Annotated in this window: 14 protein-coding genes; 2 read left to right on the forward strand and 12 right to left on the reverse strand. The window is 69.2% G+C overall.

Going from position 1 to position 21,999, the window contains the following annotated elements; all coding sequences use genetic code 11:
* Positions 1-2: 2 nt before the first annotated feature.
* From AC07NF_RS15165 to AC07NF_RS15190, 6 genes are all read right to left on the reverse strand, one after another.
* Complete coding sequence (locus AC07NF_RS15165) at positions 3-2,633, reverse strand: TonB-dependent receptor (protein ID WP_494629330.1); 2,631 nt, start codon at positions 2,631-2,633, stop codon at positions 3-5.
* A 130-nt stretch (positions 2,634-2,763) separates the two neighbouring features.
* Positions 2,764-3,750 carry a FecR family protein gene (locus AC07NF_RS15170; RefSeq protein WP_494629328.1) on the reverse strand — a complete coding sequence of 329 codons (987 nt, stop codon included), beginning with the start codon at positions 3,748-3,750 and terminating at the stop codon, positions 2,764-2,766.
* Complete coding sequence (locus AC07NF_RS15175) at positions 3,747-4,337, reverse strand: RNA polymerase sigma factor (RefSeq protein WP_494629325.1); 591 nt, start codon at positions 4,335-4,337, stop codon at positions 3,747-3,749. Before AC07NF_RS15175 ends, AC07NF_RS15170 begins: the two co-directional genes overlap by 4 nt.
* The gene (locus AC07NF_RS15180; protein WP_494629323.1) at positions 4,325-7,108 is read right to left on the reverse strand and encodes a TonB-dependent receptor; all 2,784 of its coding nucleotides are present in this window, start codon (positions 7,106-7,108) and stop codon (positions 4,325-4,327) included. Before AC07NF_RS15180 ends, AC07NF_RS15175 begins: the two co-directional genes overlap by 13 nt.
* A gap of 171 nt (positions 7,109-7,279) precedes the next feature.
* The gene (locus tag AC07NF_RS15185) at positions 7,280-7,879 is read right to left on the reverse strand and encodes a TetR/AcrR family transcriptional regulator (RefSeq protein WP_492812948.1); all 600 of its coding nucleotides are present in this window, start codon (positions 7,877-7,879) and stop codon (positions 7,280-7,282) included.
* A 57-nt stretch (positions 7,880-7,936) separates the two neighbouring features.
* Positions 7,937-8,254 (reverse strand): hypothetical protein, encoded by a 318-nt coding sequence (locus AC07NF_RS15190; RefSeq protein WP_492812946.1) that lies wholly within the window; start codon positions 8,252-8,254, stop codon positions 7,937-7,939.
* 95 nt (positions 8,255-8,349) lie between these two features.
* On the opposite strand from AC07NF_RS15190, the gene AC07NF_RS15195 reads away from it, so the two are divergent.
* The gene (locus tag AC07NF_RS15195) at positions 8,350-10,473 is read left to right on the forward strand and encodes a beta-N-acetylhexosaminidase (RefSeq protein ID WP_494629319.1); all 2,124 of its coding nucleotides are present in this window, start codon (positions 8,350-8,352) and stop codon (positions 10,471-10,473) included.
* Here AC07NF_RS15195 and AC07NF_RS15200 read toward each other — a convergent pair.
* The 6 genes from AC07NF_RS15200 to AC07NF_RS15225 all read right to left on the reverse strand — a co-directional run bounded on the left by AC07NF_RS15200 (position 10,470) and on the right by AC07NF_RS15225 (position 20,315).
* On the reverse strand, positions 10,470-11,996 hold the full coding sequence (locus tag AC07NF_RS15200; protein ID WP_494629316.1) for a carboxylesterase/lipase family protein: 1,527 nt from the start codon (positions 11,994-11,996) through the stop codon (positions 10,470-10,472). The genes AC07NF_RS15195 and AC07NF_RS15200 overlap by 4 nt on opposite strands.
* Positions 11,993-14,218 carry a beta-glucosidase family protein gene (locus tag AC07NF_RS15205; RefSeq protein WP_494629312.1) on the reverse strand — a complete coding sequence of 742 codons (2,226 nt, stop codon included), beginning with the start codon at positions 14,216-14,218 and terminating at the stop codon, positions 11,993-11,995. Before AC07NF_RS15205 ends, AC07NF_RS15200 begins: the two co-directional genes overlap by 4 nt.
* A 14-nt stretch (positions 14,219-14,232) precedes the next feature.
* On the reverse strand, positions 14,233-15,555 hold the full coding sequence (locus AC07NF_RS15210; RefSeq protein WP_494629310.1) for a glycoside hydrolase family 1 protein: 1,323 nt from the start codon (positions 15,553-15,555) through the stop codon (positions 14,233-14,235).
* A gap of 83 nt (positions 15,556-15,638) precedes the next feature.
* Positions 15,639-17,912 carry a TonB-dependent receptor gene (locus AC07NF_RS15215; protein ID WP_494629308.1) on the reverse strand — a complete coding sequence of 758 codons (2,274 nt, stop codon included), beginning with the start codon at positions 17,910-17,912 and terminating at the stop codon, positions 15,639-15,641.
* A 207-nt stretch (positions 17,913-18,119) separates the two neighbouring features.
* Complete coding sequence (locus AC07NF_RS15220; RefSeq protein WP_494629306.1) at positions 18,120-19,331, reverse strand: MFS transporter; 1,212 nt, start codon at positions 19,329-19,331, stop codon at positions 18,120-18,122.
* Positions 19,332-19,358: 27 nt separating this feature from the next.
* Positions 19,359-20,315 (reverse strand): carbohydrate kinase family protein, encoded by a 957-nt coding sequence (locus AC07NF_RS15225; RefSeq protein WP_494629303.1) that lies wholly within the window; start codon positions 20,313-20,315, stop codon positions 19,359-19,361.
* Between the two features lie 242 nt (positions 20,316-20,557).
* On the opposite strand from AC07NF_RS15225, the gene AC07NF_RS15230 reads away from it, so the two are divergent.
* Positions 20,558-21,811 (forward strand): ROK family transcriptional regulator, encoded by a 1,254-nt coding sequence (locus AC07NF_RS15230; protein WP_494629301.1) that lies wholly within the window; start codon positions 20,558-20,560, stop codon positions 21,809-21,811.
* The last annotated feature ends 188 nt before the right edge of the window (positions 21,812-21,999 follow it).

A 21,999-nucleotide genomic window follows, 5' to 3' on the forward strand; every position in this document is an offset into this window, starting at 1 on the left:
GTCTAGAACTTGCCGCGGAGCGTCAGCGAGACCGTGCGGCCCCAGTGATAGATCTCCATCGGCTGGTCCTTGGTCTTGCCGTAGGTGTAGCGGACCTCGTCCGTCAGGTTCGAACCTTCCAGGGTCACCGCGTATTGCGGGGTGATCTGGTAGGACAGCGAGCCGTCCAGCGAGCCATAGGCGTCGATGTAGGACTGGGCGGTGGTGGTGCTGCCGATCGATTGCAGGTAGCGCGAGCGCCAGAACCAGCCGAGACGGGCGCTGATCGGGCCCTTCTCATAATAGCCGACCAAGTTGTAGCTGGTCTTGGACAGGCCAACGAGGTCGTCCTTGATCTGACGATTGCCGGCGAAGTAGTTCGCCTTGCTGTCGACCAGGGTGACCGAGGCCTGCACGCCCAGGCCGTCCAGCAGGCCCGGCAGGAACGAGAGCGACTGGTTGTAGGCCGCCTCGAAGCCGCGGACCTCGGCGTCGCCGCCGTTGACGTTGGACGACAGCAGCACGTCACCGCGGCCCGGCACCTGGATCGTGACGTTCTGGGCGGTGATGTAGTTGTCCATCGTCTTGAGGAAGACGGCGGCGGTCACGGCCGTGGTTGGGGCCGGGTACCATTCCAGCGAGGCGTCGTACTGGTCGGCCAGGAACGGATCCAGGTCCGGGTTGCCGCCCGAGGCCGTCGGCGAGTCGCGGCTGACGCTGATGCGCGGGGCGCTGTCGGTGACGTTCGGACGGTTGACGACGCGCGAGGCCGACAGGCGGCCGACCAGGTCGTCACGCAGGTCGAACTTAACGTTCAGGCTGGGCAGCCAGTTCTTGTATTCCTTCAGATAGCCGACCGGCACCGGGGTCGAGCCGCTGGTCAGCGTGCCGCTGGCCAGCTGCTTGGTCTCGGCGTAGCGCACGCCGACATTGCCGCTGACCGGCACCGCGCCCAGGTCGAACTTGAAGTCGCCGCGCACATAGGCGCTGTGGATCTTCTGGTCGACGATGAACGAGTTGCGCAGGTCGGCCGCCGACCACGGCTGGGCCGCGACCGCCGGGGTATAGAGGCGGTTGTAGTAGGCGTCGCGGGTCGGGCTGACCCAGCTGCGCGGCGTATTGCCGGCGAAGTCCTTCAGGAAGCCCGAGAACGGCACCGGCTCATAGAAGCTGGAACCCAGCGTGCTGAGCGGCACGTTCAGGATGTCGTTCAGCACCCAGTCGCGACGCAGGTAGGTGCGGTTCATGTTGTGCTGTTCGACGCCGAACGCGACCTTGGTGAACCAGCTGTCGAAGACGCGCGAGCCGTCCAGGCGGAAGGTCTCGTCGCTGTCGCGCGAGTCCTTCCAGGTGTAGTCGAACGCCTGGCCGACATAGTTGGCCGGGTTGCTGTAGTCGACCGGCGTGGTCAGCTGCGGGATCGCCGTATAGCCGCGCGAGAAGTCGTAGGTCAGGGGCGCGAAGAAGGCGATGCGGTTACGCGTCGTGGCCTTGCCGTCCGGGTGATAGCTGCGGGCGCGCGAATAGCCGTACTCGGCGTTGAAGCTCCAGGCGCCGGGCGTCCAGGCCTGCTTGATGCCGAAGATCGTCAGGTCGTGGCGGTTCAGGCTGGTCTCGCGCGAGCCCATCCAGCGGACGTTGTTGATCGTGCCGCCGACGACGGTGTCACCGACGACCTTCTGGCTGCCGGCCACGAACTGCGGGACGGCGAAGGTGGTGTCGTCCGGATAGATGTCCAGGCCGAACTCGTCGTAGTCGACGTCCAGGCGGGTCACCAGCACGTCGACGTCGGTCTGGAAGTCGCCGTTCGGTTTCCACTGGCCCGAGACGGCGCCCGAATACAGCTTGCGGTGCTCGGTCTCGATGGTCGGACGGGTGCGCGAGGGCGTGTAGAAGCCGCTGCCCAGCACCGAGGTGAACTTGTTGAGGTTCCAGCCGACTTGATACAGGCGGTCGTTGCGGACGTGGCGCTCGTCATAGAGGCCCGAGGCCAGGATGCCGATGGTCTTGTCGGCATTGGTCCAGCTGCCCAGGCCCGAGACCGACGGATCGGCCTTCTTACGCACGTCGCTGTAGGTTTCGCGGACCGAGAAGGCGGCCTTCTTGCCCAGGTCGAACGGCTTGAAGGTCTTGATGTTGATGTTGCCGCCCAGGGCGCCTTCATCCATGTCGGCGGTCGGGGTCTTCACCACCTCGATCTGCGAGATCAGCTCGGTGGGCAGCACCTCGAAGCGGAACTGACGGCCCTTGGCGCCGCCGTTCTCGATCAGGTCGTTGACGGCGATCGAGCGGCCGTTCAGCTCGGTATATTGGAACTGCGGACCTAGGCCCCGGACGCTGACATACAGGCCCGCGCCGCGTTGGCGGTCGATGGTGACGCCGGTGACCAGCTGCAGGGCGTCGGCGGCGTTGCGGGTCGGGAATTTGCCGATGTCCTCGGCGTTGACGGCGTCCAGGCCGTAGTCGGCCGAGCGCTTCAGCTGGGCGGCGGCCTGCAGGCTCTTGCCGTACGAGGTGATGACGACCTCGTCGACGGCGTTAGCGTCGGCCGGAGCCGGTGCGTCGGCGGCGAAGGCCTGGCCGGCGCCCAGCGCGGCGAAGGCCAGGATGGCGACGGCGCCCGCGCAACGCGCGGGTCTGGTGGAGCGGATCATGTATCCCCCGATCTCTCTGTGTGGCCCGCGGGGAGGCGCGGGTCGGAGGAGAAGAACGGAGGCGCGGTCGCGCCACCTCAGTCCGTCGTCGGTGAATTATTTGCGACGACCTGTTGAAAAGTCTCGGCTTTTATCCGCGTCCGGATGACCTGGCGGTCGGCGAGATGGTCAGGCCGCCCTCGGGCGTCGGGCGCGCCTTCACCGGCAGCAGGGCCTCCAGGGCCGCCCCGACATCGTCCATACGCTGGATGCGCAGCGAGCCGGAGAGGCGCAGGTTCGCGAGACTCGGGTCCGTCAGCGCGACGGGGCGGCCGGCCGCGCGCGACAGGCGCTCGGCGGCCTGGGCCAGGGTCACGCCGGACAGCACCACGCGTCCGTCGGTCCAGGCCGCGTCGCCGGCCACGTCGCCCGGCTGGACGGCGCCGGCGGTCGGCGCGGTTTCCACATAGCGCTGGCCCGGACGCAGGATCACGCTGGGCGCGCCGGCCTGGCTGACGCGCAGCGAGCCTTCGACCAGCGACACGGTCAGGCGGTCGCCGCCGGCCACGTTGAAGCGGGTGCCCAGCACGGTGAGGGTCCGGCCCGAGGCGGCCACTTCGAACGGTCGCCTGGCGTCGTGGCTGACCTCGAAATAGGCGTCGCCACGCTGCAGCGAGACGTCGCGCGCGGTGCGAGCAAAGCGGGTCTCAAGGCGACCGCCGGGGCTGAGCACCACGTGGCTGCCGTCGGCCAGGGTCAGGCGAGCGGCCTCGTGCTCGGGGGCGACATAGAGGTGGGTCTGCGGTTGCAGGCTGATGGCCACGCCGATCGCCAGGCACGCGGCGATCGCCAGGCCCAGGCCGGCCGCGACGGGCCGGCGGCCCAGCCACGAGGTCGGGCGGTCTAGTCCGGCCTGCCGGCGGGCCGACTGGCGCATGGCGCGCACGGCGGGATCCTCGGCCGCCAGGCCCATGGCCATCCAGGCCTCGCGCGTGCGGGCGATCTCCTCGCGCGCCGCCGCCGACTCCAGGGTCCAGGCGTCCAGCACGGCCTGCTCGGCCGAGGTCAGGGGGCGGGTCAGGCTGGCGGCGAGAAGTTGGCCCGGCTCGGGCGGGTCGTTGTCGTAGGTCGTCGTCATTCTGGGTTGGCCTCGATCGCCTCGCGCAGCCGCGCCAAGGCGTTCATCATGTGCTTCTCGACCGCGCTGACCGAGAGGCCCAGCCGCTTGGCCGCCTCCGCCTGGGTCAGGTTCTCGAAGCGGCAGAGCACGAAAACAGAGCGTGCGTTGGGGTGCAGGTCGTCCAGCGCCGCCACCAGCCGCGCCAGCCGCTGGCGTCCGGCCAGGGCCGTCTCGACCGAGGGCTCGTCGGTGGGCAGGCCCGGATCGACCTCGACATGGTGGTCATGGCGGCGCGAGCGGCGATGGCGCTCGTGGTCGACCAGGGTGTTGGAGGCGACGGTGAACACCAGGCCGTCGGGATTGTCCCAGCGGAAGTGGGAGAAGCGGCGCGACAGTCTCATGAAGACCTCCTGCGTCAGGTCCTCGGCGTCCTCGACGCCCAGGGATCGTCTCCGGAAGAACCGCAGAAGCGGGCGGCGGTAGCGGGCGACCAGGCTGTCAAAGCGCGGCGCGTCGCGCGCGGCGTCCTTCTCGGGCGCGGCGGCGGCGTCGCCGGGCGGTTCGCCCTGGATCGGCGCGCCGTCTTCGAAGGTCAGAACGCCCATCGCAGCCTCGCGGACAGATAGCGGCCCCAGTGATGAATCTCCATCGGCTGGTCCTGGCTCTCGCCATAGACGAACCGGCGGGCGTCGGCCAGATTGACGCCTTCCAGCGACAGGGTCGTCGTGCGATTGACCTGCCAGGAGGCGGCGCCGTCCAGCGAGCCAAAGGCGGCAGTGGTCGAGGGGGCGGTGATCGAGCTGCCGATCGAGGTCAGATAGGCTCCGCGCCAGTTGTAGCCCATGCGCACCGAAGAGCGGCCCTTCTCGTAGAACACCACGGCGCTGTAGGTGGCGCGCGACAGGCCCAGGAGGGCGTTGCGGATGACCCGGTCGCCAGCGAAATAGTTGGCCTGGCTGCGCACCAGGGTGGCGGCGGCCTGGACGCCCAGCCCGTCGAACGGCGCCGGCGCCTCGCGGAACACGCGGCTGAACGAGGCCTCCAGCCCCTGGATCCGCGCCTGGCCGCCGTTGACATTGGTCGACAGCAGGATCTGGCCACGGCCGGGCACCTCGATGAAGGTGTTCTGGGCGGTGATGTAGTTGTCCAACCGCCGGTCGAAGACGGCCAGGCTGACCGCGCCGCCCTTGGGGATGTACCACTCCAGCGACACGTCCAGCTGGGTGGCCAGGAACGGCGCCAGGTCGGGATTGCCGCCATTGGCCGTGGGCGTGTCGCGGGCCAGGCTGATGCGCGGAGCGTTGTCGATGACGTTGGGCCGATTGACCACGCGCGAGGCGGCCAGGCGCAGCAGGACGTCGTCGGCCAGGTCGATCCGCAGGTTCGCGCTGGGCAGCCAGTTGCCGTAGTCCTTGCGCCACTGGGCGGGCAGGGGATCGTCGCCGCTGGACACCACCCCGACCGAGGTCTGCCGGGTGCTGGCGTGGCGCAGGCCGATGTCGCCGCTGACTGGAAGGGTCAGCAGGGCGGTCTTGAAGTCGTAGCGGATATAGGCCGAGCGGATCGCCTCGCGCACCACGAACGAGTTGCGCAGGTCGGCCAGGGACGGCGCCTGGGCGGCGATGGCGGGCGTGTAGAGGCGGTCGTAGAAGGCCCGGGCGTCCGGCGCGACCCAGCGGCGCGGCAGGTCGGCGGGCGTCCCCGACAGGAAGTCCGAGAACGGGGTCTGGCCGTAGAAGTCCGGACCCAGGCTGACCAGCGGGACCCCGACCAAGGTGTTCAGGTTCCAGTCCCGCCGGCGGTAGTCGCGCTTGCGGATATGGGCCTCGGCGCCGAACGACAGGCTGCCGCCGCCGAGGTCTCGCCGCGCGTCCATCCGGTACAGCTGGTCGGTGTCTCGCGAGTCCTTCCAGGTGTAGTCGAAGGTCTGGCCGACGAAGCTGGCGGGATCGGCGTAGTCGACGGTCGTGCGCAGCGTGGGGCCGCCGCTCAGGCCGTGGCTGAAGTCGTATTGCAGCGGGGCGAAGAAGGCCACGCGGGCCCGCACCGTGCCGCGGCCGTCCGGGTGATAGCTGCGGGCGCGGGAGAAGGCGTAGTCGGCGTCGATGGTCCAGGGGCCGTGCAGCCATTGCTGATGCATGCCCAGGGCCGCCAGGTCGTGGCGGTTCAAGCTGCGCTCCTGCGAGGCCATCCAGCGGGCGCCGTCGATCACCCCGGCCTGGACGGTGTCGCCCTTGACGACCTGGGTCCCCGCCACAAACCGGGGGCTCGAGACCGAGGCGTCGTCCGGATAGATGTCCAGGCCGTATTCCTCGTAGTGAGCGTCCAGCCGCGTCGCCAAGAGGTCGATGTCCAGCCGCCAGTTCGGCGAGGGCCGCCACTGCAGGGTGAAGTCGCCCGACACCGTGCGGCGGTCCTCCAGCTCGATCGTCGGGCGGGTGCGGGTCGGCGTGTACAGGCCCGGTCCCAGCACAGAGGTAAAGCGGTTCAGGTTCCAGCCGGTCTGGTACAGGCGGTCGTTGCGGATGCGCCGCCGGTCGACCACGCCGCCCGCCAGCAGGCCCAGGCGGCCGCTGTCGTCCACCCAACTCCACACACCCGACACGGACGGATCGGGCTTGCGGACCTGGCCCTGGGAAGCGCGTACGGACAGCACCGAACGCCGGCCGCGCTCCAGCGGCTTGAAGGTGCGCACGTCGATATTGCCGCCCAGGGCGCCTTCGTCCATGTCGGCGGTGGTCGACTTGGCGACCTCGATCTGGTCGATGACGTCGGCGGGCAGGACTTCGAAGCGGAACTGCCGACCCCGGAAGCCGCCGTTCTCGACGAGGTCGTTCAGGGCGATCGGGCGGCCGTTCAGCAGCACGTTCTGGAACTGGGGGCCAAGGCCTCGGACACTGACATAGAGGCCCACGCCCCGGTGCCGCTCCAGGCTGACGCCGGGCGCCAGTTGCAGGGCCTCGGCGGCGTTGGCGGCGGGCAGGCGGGCGATGTCCTCGGCGCTGACCGCGTCCAACACATAGGCGGCGGCGCGCTTGGCCTTCAGGGAGTTGTCGAGGCTGGCGGCATAGGCCGCCGTGACGGTCAGGGCCTCGACTTCGGTGGGTTCCGGATCCGGAGCGGGAGCGATGGACGGGGGAGCGCCGACCGGCGATCCCGTCCGTTCCAGGACGAACACGCCGCGACGCACCTCGCGCACCCGAGCGTCCGTGCCGACCAGCAGCGCCTCGATCGCGGCGCGCGGTGACAGGGCCGGCGGCGGCGCGGTCCGGCCGGGACGTCCGGCCACGAGATCCGGGGCGTAGAGGATCAGCACGTCGCGCTGGGCGGCCAGCCGGGTGAGGCTCTCACCAAGGCTGGCGGGCGTACCGGCCATCGCCCCGGGTGCGACCAAGAGAGCGACCCCGATCACACAGGTGCGGAGACAGGACGACATGCCCGGCGTGGCGGCCCAAGGCTGAAACTGCAGTTTCCTTAGCGACCGCTCATGACAGTCGGGCGACAGCGGCGGTTGGAGACCGGTTCTTCGCCTTCACTGGCCCAAGCGTTAGCGAGGCCGATCCGCATAGGCGGCGAACATGCGGCTGAGCAGCGTGATCGACTTGGGGATCTCCTGGGGATCCGGAGCCAGCACCTGGGCGATCGACAAGCCTCGCGCCGCCCAGACCACCAGCCGCATGGCCGCCTTGGAGTTGGACGCTTCCGACCAGCGGTCGACGCGCTGCAGGGCGTCTTCTTCGATCTTGGCCTGGATCGGGGCCAGGCGGGCCGCCAGGTCGGGGTCGCTACGCGAGCCTTGCAGGATCTCGAGCACCGCCACGCCCGAGGGGCGGCTGAGCACCTCCCAGACGATTTCCGGAAAGGCCTGGATGCGCTGCCTGGCGTCCGGGAAGGCGCTGAGCTTGGCGTCGTAGATGCCCATCTCCTCGTCGAACACCGACTGGACGACATAGGTCATCAGGTCGACCTTGGTCGGGAACTGGTGGAGCATCGCGCCCCGGCTGAGGCCCGCCTCCTCGGCGACCAGCAGGGTCGTGGTCGCCGCGTAGCCCTTCTCGTGCAGGCAGCGGATGGCGGCGTCCAGCAGGGTGGCGCGGGTGCTCGCGCTGCGTTCGGCCTGGGTGCGGCGACGGGGGCGTTCGGTCATGAGACTCATGGATAGACGGGGGCCGACAGTCGGGGCCGGCGCCCCGTCCGTCAATGCTTAGGGCTTGGTCGGCAAGGCCTTGAGGGCCGCGTCGACCTTGGCGATCTGCTCGTCGCTGATCTTGCCGCCGGCATAGGGCTGCAGCTGACGCAGGCTCATCGACTTGAACTGGTCGAAGGACGGATGCGTGGCGATGTTCGGCAGGGTGGCGTCCAGCGCGGCCTTGGCGGCCGGGTCGGCGATGACGGCCTCCAGCGGCGTGTCGGCCGAGAAGGCCGGAGCCTTGGCGGCGGCGGCCGGTGGGTCGGCGGGAGCCCGGGCGAGGGCTGGGGTGGTCAGCAGGGCGGCCATGACGAGGCCGGCGGCGATACGCATCAGGAAGCTCCGTTTGGGTCAGAAGGGCTTGCGTGAACGGTAGGGGCAATTAACATGTAGTCAAGACTGCTTGTAAGTTGCTTGGGAGGGTGATCATGGGCCGCAAGGGTTTCGCACGAGGGCTGCTGGCGGCCTTGTTGATCACGGTGTCCTCGCCGGCCCTGGCCGCCTCCGTGCTGACGCCTCAGCCGAAGATCGCGACCTGGTCCGAGGGAAGCTTGGCCTTGGATGGGGCGTTTGTCATCGCCTGGAATGGCTGTCGTGACGCCTGGCTGGACCGCGCTGTCGCGCGCTTCCAGACCGATGTCGGCCAGCTCACGGGACTGGAGCTGCGCCGCAAGTCGGGGCCGCGTCTCGCGATCGCTTGCGGGAAAGATCCGACGGCGGAGGGGTATCGTCTGGCCGTGACGGCGACGGGCGTAACGCTGGACGCCGACGGGCCGACCGGTGTGCTGCGCGGGCTGGCCACTCTGCGTCAGCTGGTCGAGGTCGCGGGACCTCGCGCCAGCTTGCCGCTCACCCGCATCGACGACGCGCCGCGCTTCGCCTGGCGCGGCCTGATGATCGACACGGTCCGCCACTTCATGGCCCTGGAGACGATCAAGCGCCAGGTCGACGCCATGGAGCGGGTGAAGCTGAACGTGTTGCACCTGCATCTCTCTGACAACGAGGGCTTCCGGGTCGAGAGCAAGCGTTATCCGAAGCTCCAGGCCACGGGGGATGGACAGTTCTATACGCAAGGCGAGGTCCGCGAACTGGTCGCCTACGCCGCCGACCGGGGCGTGCGGATCGTGCCCGAATTCGATGTCCCTGGGCACACCCGCGCTTGGGCCGAGGCCTATCCGGAACTGGGCCTGGCGCCGCTGAAGCCGGCCAACGCCATCTCGGCGGCGCTGGACCGGGCGCTGGATCCGACCAAGCCCGAGACCTACCGCTTCATCGACGGCCTGTTCGGCGAGATGGCCGGCCTGTTCCCGGACGCCTATTTCCACGCCGGCGGCGACGAGGTCAGCGACGCGGTGTGGCTGGATCACCCGCACGTCCAGGCCTTCATGAAGGCGAACGCGATCGCCTCGAAGGCCGCGCTGGAGGCTCACTTCCAGAACCGCGTGCGCGAGATCCTCAAGAAGCACGACAAGACCATGATCGGCTGGGAAGAGGTCGCCGCCAACGGCGCGCCCGGCGACGTGGTGATCCAGGCCTGGCAGACCTCGAACGCCACGGCAGATGCGGTCGCCAAGGGACACCGGACGATCGTCTCGGCCGGCTACTATCTGGACCTGCTGATGCCGGCTGAGTTCCACTATCTGAAGGACCCGCTGGATCCCTCGGCGGCCGGGTTCACGCCCGCCGAGGCGGAGGCTGGCCGCAAGCTCCATCCGATCCTGGCCAAGATCCTGACCGACACCCTGGTCGCCAAGCCGCTGCCGCCGCTGACGGCCGAGCAGGAGGCGCTGATCCTGGGCGGCGAGGCGCCGCTGTGGGCCGAGCTGGTCAGCGACGAGATCATCGACAGCCGCCTGTGGCCCCGCGCCGCCGCCATGGCCGAGCGCTTCTGGTCGCCGCGCGAGACGCGGGACGTCGCCGACCTCTATCGCCGCCTGCCGGTGGTCGAGGACCAATTGCGACTGCAAGGTCTGAAGGGCGACAACGCCGCCATGGCCGGGCGCTTGGCGCCGGGCCAGGCGGGACCGGTGCGGACGCTGCTCGAGGTCGTGGGGCCGGTGCGCAACATGGCCCACGACCATCGGATCAAGGCGATGCTGGCCGGCAAGGTCATCGACCAGCCGCTGACCAGCCTGGCCGACGCCGCGCCGGTCGACAGCCTCGTGGCGCGCCGCTTTGAGACCGACGCCAAGGCCTATGCGGCGGGGGATCGCTCCGGCGCCGAGAGCCTGAAGGCGCGGCTCGTATCCTGGCGCGCCAATGACTCGGCCTTCCGCGCCGTGGCTATGGGGCGAGGGGAGCTGGAGGCAGCGCTGCCGGTCTCAGCCGACATCACCGAACTGGCCGATGTCGCGCTAGCGGCGATCGCGGCGCGGGAGACGGGTAGGGCCCTGGATCCGGCGGGAAAGGCCCGCGCCGAAGCCGTGCTGGCCCGCACTGAGGCGTTCGAGGCCGCGTCGGCCAAGCGGCTGTTCGCGTTCCTGGGCAAGCAGCCCCCGGCGGACCTGATCATCAAGATCACGCCGGGGGTGAGGGCGCTGGTCGGGCCCTAGCGCGTGGCGGCGCGCTCGGTGACGTCCAGTCGGGCGCGCCAGGGATCGCCCTTGCCGACCAGGGCGCCGTCCGGCTGGACGTCCAGCAGCTGGTCCTTGGCGTCATAGCGCGGCCAGACGGGCAGGCCGGGACCGTTCGGGTTGCCGGTTCGCGCGAAGTTGGCCCAGTAGTCGGCCAGGCGCGCGGCGACGGCGGCGTCTTGCGCGGTGACGTCCTTGTAGACCGCCGCCAGCCGGTCGAAGGCGTAGGCGACCTCGGTCGAGTGGTTGGCCCCGAACGGCGAGCCTGGCAGCGCCTCGGGCGCGATGTAGCCGAAGCGGTACTCGAACGCCGGCGCGCCGCGCTTGGCCGTAGCGCGGGCGATGAAACGGGCCGGTTCGACCATGTTGCGGTCGCCGCCGATCGCCGCGTTCAGGGCGTTCAGCGGGACGGTCCCGGCTGGGTCATAGGCCTGACGGGCGGCCTCGGCGTCGGGACCGAAGCGGGCGAAGGCCTCGTCCTTGGTGCGGGCGAAGTCCAGGCTGAGGTCGGCGGTGGTGGCGCCGACGATGGTCGGGACCTTGCGTTGCAGACCCTTGGCGTAGGTCTGCTCGGGCATCCGCGTGATGAAGCGGCCATCGACGACGGGGCCGGAATAGAGCGCCTTGTCGCCCATGAAGACCAGGGTCGCCATGCTGAGATTGTCGGCCACCTTGTCGGCGGGCAGGGCGCGCAGGGCGGCCAGATCCGGCGCGCCTTGCTTCTGGGCGAAGGCCAGGCCCAGGCTCTCGGCCGAGGGCATACCGGGCAGGTCCTGCGACAGCCGCCGCTCGCGCGCCAGGGCCTTGCGGCCGGCGCCGGACTGGATGATCGCCTTGTCGAACGGTGCGACATCACGCGGCGTCGCGGTCAGCAGATTGATCGAGATGCCGCCGGCCGAGCCGCCGACGACCGTGATGTTCCTGGGATCCCCACCGAACGCGGCGATGTTGCGCTGAACCCAGCGCAGGGCGGCGGCCTGGTCCATCAGGCCGTAGTTGCCGGTCGCCTCGTCCGGATGCTCGGCGGTCAGGGCCGGATGGCCGAAGAAGCCGAAGCGGCCCAGGCGGTAGTTGAAGGTCACGAACACCAGGCCGCGCTTGGCCATGGCGTCGCCGAAGGTCTCGGCCGACGAGGAGCCGCCGTTCACGAAGGCGCCGCCGTGGATCCAGACCATGACCGGAAGCCGCTTCTTCGACGCCTGCGCCGGTCGCCAGACATTGGCGAACAGGCAGTCCTCGGCCTGCGGGCCTGGCGGGGGCGAGCCGGGCATGCGGCCCTGGACGCAGTCGGGACCCATCGCCGCCCCGTCGCGGACGCCGCTCCAGGCCTTGGCCGGCTGGGGCGCGCGCCAGCGCAGGTCGGCGACCGGCGCGGCGGCATACGGCAGGCCCTTGAAGGCCAGGACGCCATCCGAGGTCAGGCCCGCGACGGCGCCGCTCTCGGTGGTCACGGTCGAAGGGGCGGCGATCGCGGCCGCGGCGAGCAGGGCCAGCATGCTCATCGGCGGGCGCTTTCGGTCTGGGCGGTCAGGCTGGCCTTGCCCGCCAGGTCGCGTGATCCGGCGGCCTTGCCGACATAGAGGTCGTAGGTCCCGGCCTCCCGCCGCCACTGGCCGGCCTTGGCGTCCCACGAGGACAGCAGGCGCGGATCGGCGGTGATGGTGACCTGTCGGCTCTCGCCGGGCTTCAGCTCGACGCGGGCCCAGCCGGCCAGGCGATGAGTCTTGCCAGGCGGGGCGACATAAAGCTGGGCGACCTCGGTCCCGGCGCGCTGGCCGGTGTTGGTCAGGGTGAAGGTCGCGGTCAGCGCCTCGCCGCCCTGGGGCTTCAGCCTCTTGTAGCCGAAGGTCGTGTAGGTCAGGCCGTGGCCGAAAGTGAACAGCGGCTTTTCGCCCTTCCGCTCGAACCAGCGATAGCCGACGTCGGCGCCTTCGGTGAAGGCCACCTCGAACGGCTCGACCTTGACCCCGACGCCCAGCGGCTTGCGATTGGCGGGATCAAAGCCCGGGATGGCCGGACGCGGCAGCTGGGCGATGTCGACGGGAAAGGTGATCGGAAGGCGACCCGAGGGGGCGACCGCGCCGGTCAGGATCTTGGCGATGGCGTCGCCGCCGCGCTGGCCCGGATACCAGGCCTGCAGCACAGCGCCGACATCCGACAGCCACGGCATGGTGACGGGGTTGCCGGTCTCCAGCACCACGGCCGTGCGCGGATTGGCGGCGGCGACCGCGGCGATCACGGCGTCCTGGCCGTCGGTCAGCGACAGCGACAGGGCGTCCATGCCTTCCTCTTCCGGCCGGACGGCGAAGACCAGCACGATGTCGGCCTCGCGGGCCAGGGCCGAGGCGCGGGCCGGATCGGTCCCGTCGTCATAGGTGATCTCGGCGTCGGGCCGCAGCTTGCGCAGGGCCTCGAGCGGCGCGTTCAGGCCATAGACCGGGGCCAGCAGGGCCGCGACGCCTTCGCGCCCGCGCCGGTCGGTATAGTGGCCGCCGAACGGCATGACCTGGGACGAGCCGCCGCCCGACAGCACGCCCTTGTCGGCGAAGCCGCCGACCACCAGGATCTTGCGGGCCTTGGCCGCCAGGGGCAGCAGGCCGTCGTTCTTCAGCAGCACCATGCCGGCCAAGGCGACACGCTCGGCCACGGCGGCGTGGGCCTGTTGGTCGATCGCCCCGCCAGCCTTGGCCGGGTCGTCGATGACGCCGGCGTCCAGCATCGCGCGCACGATGCGGCGGGCGGCGTCATCGACCCGTTCGGCCGGAACCTCGCCGCTTTCGACGGCGGCCTTCAACTGGTCGAACCACGGACGGTCCTGCGGCGACTCCTGGTCCAGGCCCGCCATCAGCGAGCTCTTGAGGCCGTGGTTGGCGCCCCAGTCCGACATCACCCAGCCGGGGAAGGCCCAGTCGGTCTTCAGCACCTGGTTCAGAAGGAAGTCGTTCTGGCAGGCATAGCCGCCGTTGATCTTGTTGTAGGCGCACATCACCGCCCCGGCCTTGCCGCGCTTCAGCGCGATCTCGAAGGCCAGCAGGTCGGACTCGCGCAGCGCGGCCTCGTCGATCGTCGCGTCATGGACGAAGCGGCCGGTTTCCTGGGCGTTGAGGGCGAAGTGCTTGAGGGTCGAGACGACGTGGCGGCCCTGGATGCCGGCCACCTGGGCCCCGACGATCTGGCCGGCCAGCAGCGGATCCTCGCCGGCATATTCGAAGTTGCGGCCGTTGCGCGGCTCGCGGGTCAGGTTGACGCCGCCGGCCAGCTGGATGTTGAAGCCCTTGGCGTGGGCCTCGGCGCCCAGCATGTCGCCGGCCTGTTGCGCCAGCTCGGGATCGAAGCTCGCGGCCAGGGCCAGGGTGGCGGGCAGCGAGGTGGCCTCGTCGCCGCGCCGCAGGAAGCCGCCCAGATTGCCGACCCCCAGGCTGGCGTCCGACATCTGCTGGGCGGGGATGCCGACCCGCTCGATCGCCTCGACGAAACCCGCCGAGCCCAGCGCGCCCTTGGGGGTGTGCTTGCGCATGATCTCGGGGACGGACGGAGGCAGCGGTATGCCCAGCGACAGCAGACCAAAACCCGACTGGGTGCGCAGCAGGACGATACGCTCGTCCAGGGTCATCGACGCGACCAGCGCCTTGGCCCTGGCCGCATTGTCGGGCGCTTGCGCCATGGCCGGAGCGGCCGTGGAGAGGGCGGTGGTCATCAACAGGATACCGAGGAAACGCTTCACAACAGGGGCTCCGATCAGGCGCGCGACGTCAGTCCGGCGGGCAGGCCGGCGCGGGCGAGGCGGCCCATGTGGTGGGCGCTGGGCTTGGGGGTGCGGGCGAAGGTGGTGCGGTCGACGCTGACCAGGCCGAACTTGGGGCCGTAGCCCGAGAACCATTCCCAGTTGTCGAGCAGCGACCAGTGGATGTAGCCGCGCACGTCGATGCCGTCCTTCAGGCACTTGAAGACACCCGGCACGGCCTTGTCGATGAAGGCGATGCGGCGGCTGTCGTCCTCGGTCGCCACGCCGTTCTCGGTGACGTAGATCGGCTTGTCGGTGTGCTGGGCGACCGCGCGGATCACGCCCTCCAGAGCGTCCGGCGCGAACGGGTAGTTCATCTGGGTCAGCTCGACGCCGGCCGGGTTGGGCAGATCGCTGTCGGCGCCGACGACGGTGTAGGTGTAGTTCTGCACCCCGATGAAGTCGCCCTTGGCCTGGACCCAGGGCAGCATGACCAGGGCCTGCTTGGCGGTGACGCCGCTGTCCTTCTCGGGGTGACGCTCGTCGTTCAGCGACAGGGTGACGCCGACCGGGAAGCGGCCGCCGGAGACCTCCTTAATCGCCGCCCAGGCCGCCTCGTGGGCCTCGATCATGATCGGCTGCTGGACGCGGAAGTCGCCCAGCACCGGCGGCGACCATTTCGGCGCGCCCATGGCTTGGGCGGCGGCCTTCTTGGACATCTCGATGTAGGGCCGCAGCGGACGGACGGCCGGCGACCAGCTGACCAGGGCGCCCAGGTTGGGCTCATTGAAGGTGGCGGCGATGCCGATCAGGTCGCCCAGATGCTGGGTGACGATGCGGCAGTAGCGCACGAACGGCGCGATCCCGTCGCGGGTCTCGAAGCCGCCGGCGGCCGCGAACCAGCGCGGCGTGGTGAAGTGGTTGTAGGTGACGAACGGCGTCATGCCGTGTTTGCGGATCGTCTGCAGCACCCGGCGGTAGTAGGCGATGGCGGCCAGCGAGATTTGGCCCGGCTCGGGCTCGATCCGCGACCACTCGATCGAGAAGCGGTGGGTGTTGAAGCCCAGCGAGGCGGCCAGGGCGATGTCCTGGTCCATGCGGTTATAGGCGTCGCAGGCGTCGCCGGACGGGTCCTTGAAGATGGTCGGCTTGACGTGCTCCATGACCCAAAGGTCGGACGCGAAATTGCCGCCCTCGATCTGGTAGGCCGCGCCGGCCGTGCCCCACAGGAAGCCGTCTTTTTGGGTGGCAGGCTTCTTGGCGGCGCCCTCGGCGGCGGAGGCCGTGGCGGCCAGGCTGGCGCCCAGCAGCACCGCGCGGCGGTCGAAAACGGTCATGGAGACGTCTCTCGATATTCGGGAAAAAGACGGGCCGAACCGAGGTCCGGCCCGCTAAGGCCAAGCTCTTCGGGGAGAAGCGCCTAGAAGCTGAGGTTCAGGCTGGCGCCGACGGTGCGGAACGCGTCGGGGCTCATGATCCGGTAGTAGCCGCCGGGGTTCAGCGTCCCCGAGGCGTACGGCGCGTAGAAGTGCTCGTTCAGCAGGTTGCGGGCGTAGATGCCGACCCGCCACGCGCCGTCGTCACGGCCAAGGCCGGCGTTGAGGTTGAGGATGCTGTAGGCGTCGACGACCGACTTCGGATCGCCGGCCACGGTCTGGGCTTCGCTGCGCCAGGCCCAGCTGAGCGAGGCGTCGACCAGCAGGTTGGCCGCCACCGGACGCTCGTAGGAGCCGCGGATCGAATAGGTCCACTTGGGCGCGTTGGTCAGGCGCTGGCCGGCATAGTTAGCGACGGTGGCCTTGGTGACCGGATCGACATAGCAGCCCACGCCCACCGTCGAAGACACCGGCTGACCCGCGTAGCAGGCGTTGGTGTAGTCCTTGAACTTGGCGTCCGAATAGCTGCCGTTGACGGTCAGGGTGAACTCACGGCTGACCTTCAGGAGGGACTCCAGCTCGACCCCGCGCGCTCGCATCAGGCCGGCATTGGTGAAGGTGAAGCTGGGCGGGGTGGTCGAGCTGTCCAGGGCCTGGGCCTGGAAGTCGCGGAAGTCCGACCAGTAGAGCGCGCCGTTCAGGCGCAGGCGGCCATCCAGCAGGGTCGACTTGACGCCGGCCTCGTAGCTCTTGACGTGCTCGGGATCGACCTCGCGCGGCTTGCCGCCGCCGGCGTTGTCGATCACCGGACCCTTGTAGCCTGTCGCATAGGTCAGATAGGCCATCAGGTCGCGACTGGGCTGGTACTGCAGGCCGATGCGGCCCGAGACATTGTCGGCCTTGCTGGAGCCCTTGTAGTTGGCCAGCGTCCCCAGCGGGACCGTGCCCGGGATCGGCGTGACGACCAACTGGCCGTCGACCTTGTCGTTGGTGTAGCGCAGGCCGGCGATTACCTTCAGCACGTCGCTGAGGGCATACGTGCCCTGGCCGAAGACGGCGGCGCTGCGGGTGCCGCCGGTCTCGTCGCGACGGCCGCCGCCCAGCACCACCGGCGCGCCGAACGCGCCGTAGTAGGCGCCCTTCTGCGTCACCCAGCCGGCCAGGTCGGTGTTGTAGTAGTAGGCGCCGACCACGTATTCCAGCTTGCGGCCGGTGGGCGAGGTCAGGCGGATCTCCTGGGTGAACTGGCTGCTGTCGACCCCGCCGTCGCTGTTGTTGAAGATGTTGATCGGGGCCGCATCGATGTCCGACAGCTGAGTGGTCTGCACCGAACGCCAGGCCGTGATCGAGGTCAGGCTGTGCTCGCCCAGCTGATAGTCGATCTGGACCTGCGCGCCCTTGATCGTGGTGTAGGCGGTCCAGTCGCCGTCCTGGAAACTCTTGAAGACGCCATGGCCGGGCTTCTCGGTGAAGCGGGCGAACTGGGCGTTCAGGGCCGCGCTGGTCCCCAGGCTCTCAATGGTGTGGGCGTCGCGGTTGAAGCCCTCCTGGTAGTCGCCGGCGATCAGGATCGACAGCTTGTCATTGGGACGGACCAGCAGCTTGCCGCGCACGCCCTTGTTCTCGCGGTCGCCGACATGCCAGTCGTGCAGCAGGTTGGGGATCGCGCCGTCCTGCTCCTGGTGGAAGGCCGAGAGGCGGAAGGCGGCCTTCTCGCCCAGCGAGATGTTGGCGTTGCCCTTGACGATTTGCTCGGCGCGCTCGCCGAACGAGTAGGACAGGTCGCCGAAGGTCTCGCCGATCTTGGGGGCCTTGGTGACGATCTGGATGACGCCGGCCGAGGCGTTCTTGCCAAACAGGGTGCCTTGCGGGCCGCGCAGCACTTCTACTCGCTCGACGTCGCTAAAGCCCGTGGCCCCGGGATCGCGCGACAGGCCGATGACCACGCCGTCGACCACCAGGCCCACGGTCTGCTCGGCCCCGCCGGCATAGGCTTGCGTGCCCACGCCGCGGATCTGGTAGCCGCCGCCATTGGCGGTGGGATTGGTGGCCGAGAAGCTGACGTTCGGGGCCAGGTACTGGATGTCGGTCACTTCGCGGAAGGCCGACTTGGCCAGCTCCTCGCCCGAGACGGCGGTCACCGAGATCGGCACGTCCTGCAGGCGTTGCTCGCGGCGGGTGGCGGTGACGATGATGTCGTCCAGCTGGACGACGTCGGACTTCTGGTCCTGAGCCATGGCCGGCATAGCGGCGAAGGCGGCTCCGAAGGCCGAGGCCAGCAGCGCGGCCTTGGTGGTGCGGCGGATGAGTGCCTGCATTGTTCTGTACCCCCTAGTTCTTGTCGTTTCTTGCGTGGCCGGCGAGGGCGGGAGGGGGCGTGAGTCCGCGCTGACCGTCCGCTCCTGCGCGTACGGCCTGGCAAGCCTTTCCTCCTGTCTCATCGACACAAGCAGTCAATACTGCTTGTAAATGAAAGGCAAGGATGAAGTTGGCTCGGAACGGTCGGTGGATGGTGCGTTGTGGGGTTAGGCCTCGGCCCGCTTACGCCAGGCGATGGTCTCGTTGCGCACCAGGGGCTTGGCCCAGAAGGCGACGCTGAGGATGAAGCCCAGTGTCGCGAACACGGCCAGCATCGCCGCGCGCAGGCCGATATGCTCGCCCAGGGCGCCGACCAGCAGCGGCACGACCGCGCCGCCCAGGATCCCCGAACATAGGATGCCTGACAGCGCCCCGTGATGGCGCGGGACCGAGTTCAGGCCCAGCGAGAACACGATCGAGAACATCGCCGACAGGAAGAAGCCGCAGGTCGGGAAAGCCAGCAGGCTGGCGTGGCGGTCGCCGAACAGCGCGACGCCCAGGCAGGCCATGGCCGCCACGGTGATGGCCGCCAGCACGATCTTGGAGTCCAGCAGCTTCAGGGCGACCAGGCCGGCCAGGCAGCCCAGCGACATCAGGCCCCAGAAGCTGGCCACGCTGCGGGCCCCTTCGACCGTCGGCGAATAGCCGTGATAGGTCGCCAGGAACTGGCTCATCCAGTTGGCCAGGCTCTGCTCTGTCCCGACATAGGCGGCGATGCCCAGGAAGAACAGGATGACCTTCGGGTCTTTCAGCAGCTCCAGATAGGCGCTGGCGGCGCCGGCCTTCTCGTCGTCCTTCAGTTCGACGGGACCCAGGCGCATCAGGGCGGTCACGGCGATGACGGCGGCGAAGATCAGGACGAACAGCCAGTAGAGCGAGATCCAGGCCGGGTGGACGGCGAAGGGCAGGGTGGTCGTCATCAGCCTGGAGAACACCAGCGGGCTGACGAACGAGGCCAGGCCGAACACCAGCTGGCCCATCACCGAATAGAAGGCGAAGTGTTGCTCGCCGCCGGCCTGCCGCATCAGCGGATTGATCACCACCTGCAGCATGGCCATGCCCAGGCCGATCACGAACAGCGCCCCCACCGCCACGCCGTAGGTCGGCACGGCTGAGAAGGCGAGCGCTCCGAGCAGGTTCAGCGCGAAGGCGCCCAGCAGGACGGGCTTGGGCCCGACCCGCTCGATCAGCACGCCGGCCGGGATCGAGACCACGCCATAGGCCAGGAAGAACGAGAACGGCAGGAAGCCGGCCAGGGTCAGGCTGAGGTGGAAGTCGGCGATGATCAGCGGCATCAGCGGGCCGATGATGTTGGTCACGAACGAGATCACGAACCACACCGCCAGGATGTAGCCGATCACCAGGCCCCGATTGCGCATCCGCCTTCTCCCCCTCTTGGTGTTCTTCTAGCGCGCCGCGACCGCGAGCGCGGCCAGCTGGCCCGGCGCGATCGATTGGCGCGGGAAATGGCCGATGACGGCCGAGGCCGTGCGGCAGCCCTGGTCCAGCGCCTCGCGCACGCCCAGGCCTGACAGCTTGGCGGCCAGATAGCCGGCGTTGAACGAGTCGCCCGCGCCGATGGTGTCGAACACCGCGATCGGCGGCGCGGCGACCTTGAAGCGGGCGCCGCCATAGGTCGCCACCGCGCCCTTGGCGCCGGTCTTGGCCACCAGGGTCGCGTCCGGGCGCATCATCGGGGCCAGGGCCAGCAATGCGTCGTCCAGGTCCTCGACCCCGGCCAGGCCCTTGATCTCGATCTCGTTGAGCAGGATGTGGTCGCAGCGGGTCAGCCAGGCGGTGGTCGCCGCGCGGGTCTCGAAGGTCCAGCCCTCGGGCGGCCAGCCGGTGTCGATGGCGATCTGGTAGCCCAGCGCCGACAGGTCATCCAGCACCCGGGCATAGGTCTCGCGCATGCGCGGCAGCAGAAAGACGCCGGTCAGCAGGGCGATCGAGCCCGGGGCCGGCGGCGGACCCAGGCGCGGACGCATCTCGTCCCAGCTCTGCGCTTCCAGGTGGCCCTTGGTGGTGAAGAAGGTGCGCTCGCCGCAGTCGTGGATGACGCCGGTCGAGATGGTGGTGGCGGTCTGGGTGACGCCCAGCTGGGCGTCGACGCCCTTGAACTCCTCGGCCAGCCAGCCGCCGAAGGTGTCGCCGCCCACCTGGGACAGCAGGCGGCACGGCGCGCCCAGATGGCGCATGGCCAGGGCGGTGTTGCCGCCCGAGCCGCCGGCGCGCAGCTCGCTGCGCTGCATGATGGTCTCGGTGCCGATCTTGGGCCAGCCCGCGACGGGGCCCAGCACCAGGTCGACGGCGACGTCGCCGATGATGGTCAGGCTGGGCGGGGCGTGGTTCAGGTGGTCCATCGAATGCTCGTGCGCTGCAGCCGAGGTCGCGCGCACGGCTGGATCGCCGTCCCGTTGTCCGCCCCCGGATCTTGGACGGCGTTCGTCTCGCCGTCGTTGGCGATGAACATGCGAACCTTGTCGCGGGCTGTCAATTATTAAAACCAATGGATGGAAGAAATTGACTCGAGCCGGGTATCCCTTGTCCGGCCAGGGTCGCGATGGCAGATCAGACCTTGGAACAGGGAGTTCGACGACCATCCATGGCCACCCGCGGCGCCACCCAGCAGTCCAGCGCCCCCTATAATCGCCGCATCGTGCTGGACGTGATCCGGCGGCGGGGCGAGGTGTCGCGCAAGGAGATCATCGACCTGGTGGCGCTCAGCCCCCAGACCGTGGCCAACATCACCCAGGACCTGGAGGAGATCGGCCTTGTCGTCTCCAAGCGGCTGAAGGGCGAGAAGGTGCGGGGCCAGCCGCCCATGGCCTTCGCCCTGGACCCGCGGGGCGGCGACTCGATCGGCGTCAGCTTGGAGCCCCGCCGGGCCTATGCGGCCCTGGTCAATCTGGTCGGCGAGGTGCTGCATCGCGACGAGGTCGAGATCGACGCCCGCGACCAGGCCGCGACCCTGAAGGCGGTGGTGGCGCTGGTCGGCGACCTGGCGGCGCGCTCGTCCGACGCCAAGCGGCTGTGGGGCGTGGGCGTCGCTTTGCCGGGGCCGTTCGATGTGCCGGGTTTCAGCTTTACCGGCCCCACGGCCTTCGAGGGCTGGACCGATCTGTCGATCCTGGAGGAGCTGCAGAAGGCCACGGGCCTGCCAGTGTTCTACAGCATCGACAGCGCCGCCGGCGCGCTAGGCGAGTCGCTGTTTGGCGTGGCGCGCGACCTGACGGGCTTCTTCTACCTGCATTTCGGCGTCGGTCTGGGCGGGGCGCTGATCGTCGATCGCGCCGCCTACAAGGGCGCGGGCGGCAACGCCACCGAGATCGGCCACATCCCGATCGTGCCGCACGGCAAGGCCTGCTACTGCGGCAATCACGGCTGCCTGGAGCGGTATCTGTCGCTGCACTCGCTGTCGGAATTCGTCACCGGCCGCACCGATGTCGAGCTCTCCAACGCCGAGATCCTGGCTCTGCTGGAGGCCGACGATGAGAAGCTGATGGACTGGTGCCGTCAGGCCTCCAGCCACCTGCGCAACGCCGTCTGCATCATCGAGAACATGCTAGACCCGGCCACCATCGTCATCGGCGGCTCGGCCCCGCGCGCGCTGGTCGAGCGGCTAGTCGCCCTGGCCATGCCGTTGCGCCATTCGGTGCGCGGCCGGGGCGGGGAGGGGGCTTCGCGCATCACCCTGTCCGACCGTCAGGAAGACAGCTCGATCCTGGGCGCGGCGGTGCTGCCGATCCACGAAATGCTGTCGCCTAGCTACGAGGTGCTGCTGCAGGAACGCAAAGGCCGGGCCGAGGTCGAGACCTTCCTGGGCGCCCGTTCGACAGGCCGCGTGACCGCCATCTGATCGATTTCGAGCACGGCGCCCGCTGCCCGTTCAGCGGCTCATTAAATAAAAACATCCAATAGAAGTATATATTGACACCCCGAAAAACCGGCGCCTATCGTCAGGCTGTCGGAAGGGGCGAGACACGCCGCGTCCGGACAAAAACGGTCGAATTGCCAGCGCGAAGGCGGGAGAGCCGGAACCTCGAG

The sequence above is a fragment of the Caulobacter sp. GW821-FHT10A06 genome, from assembly GCF_059415805.1.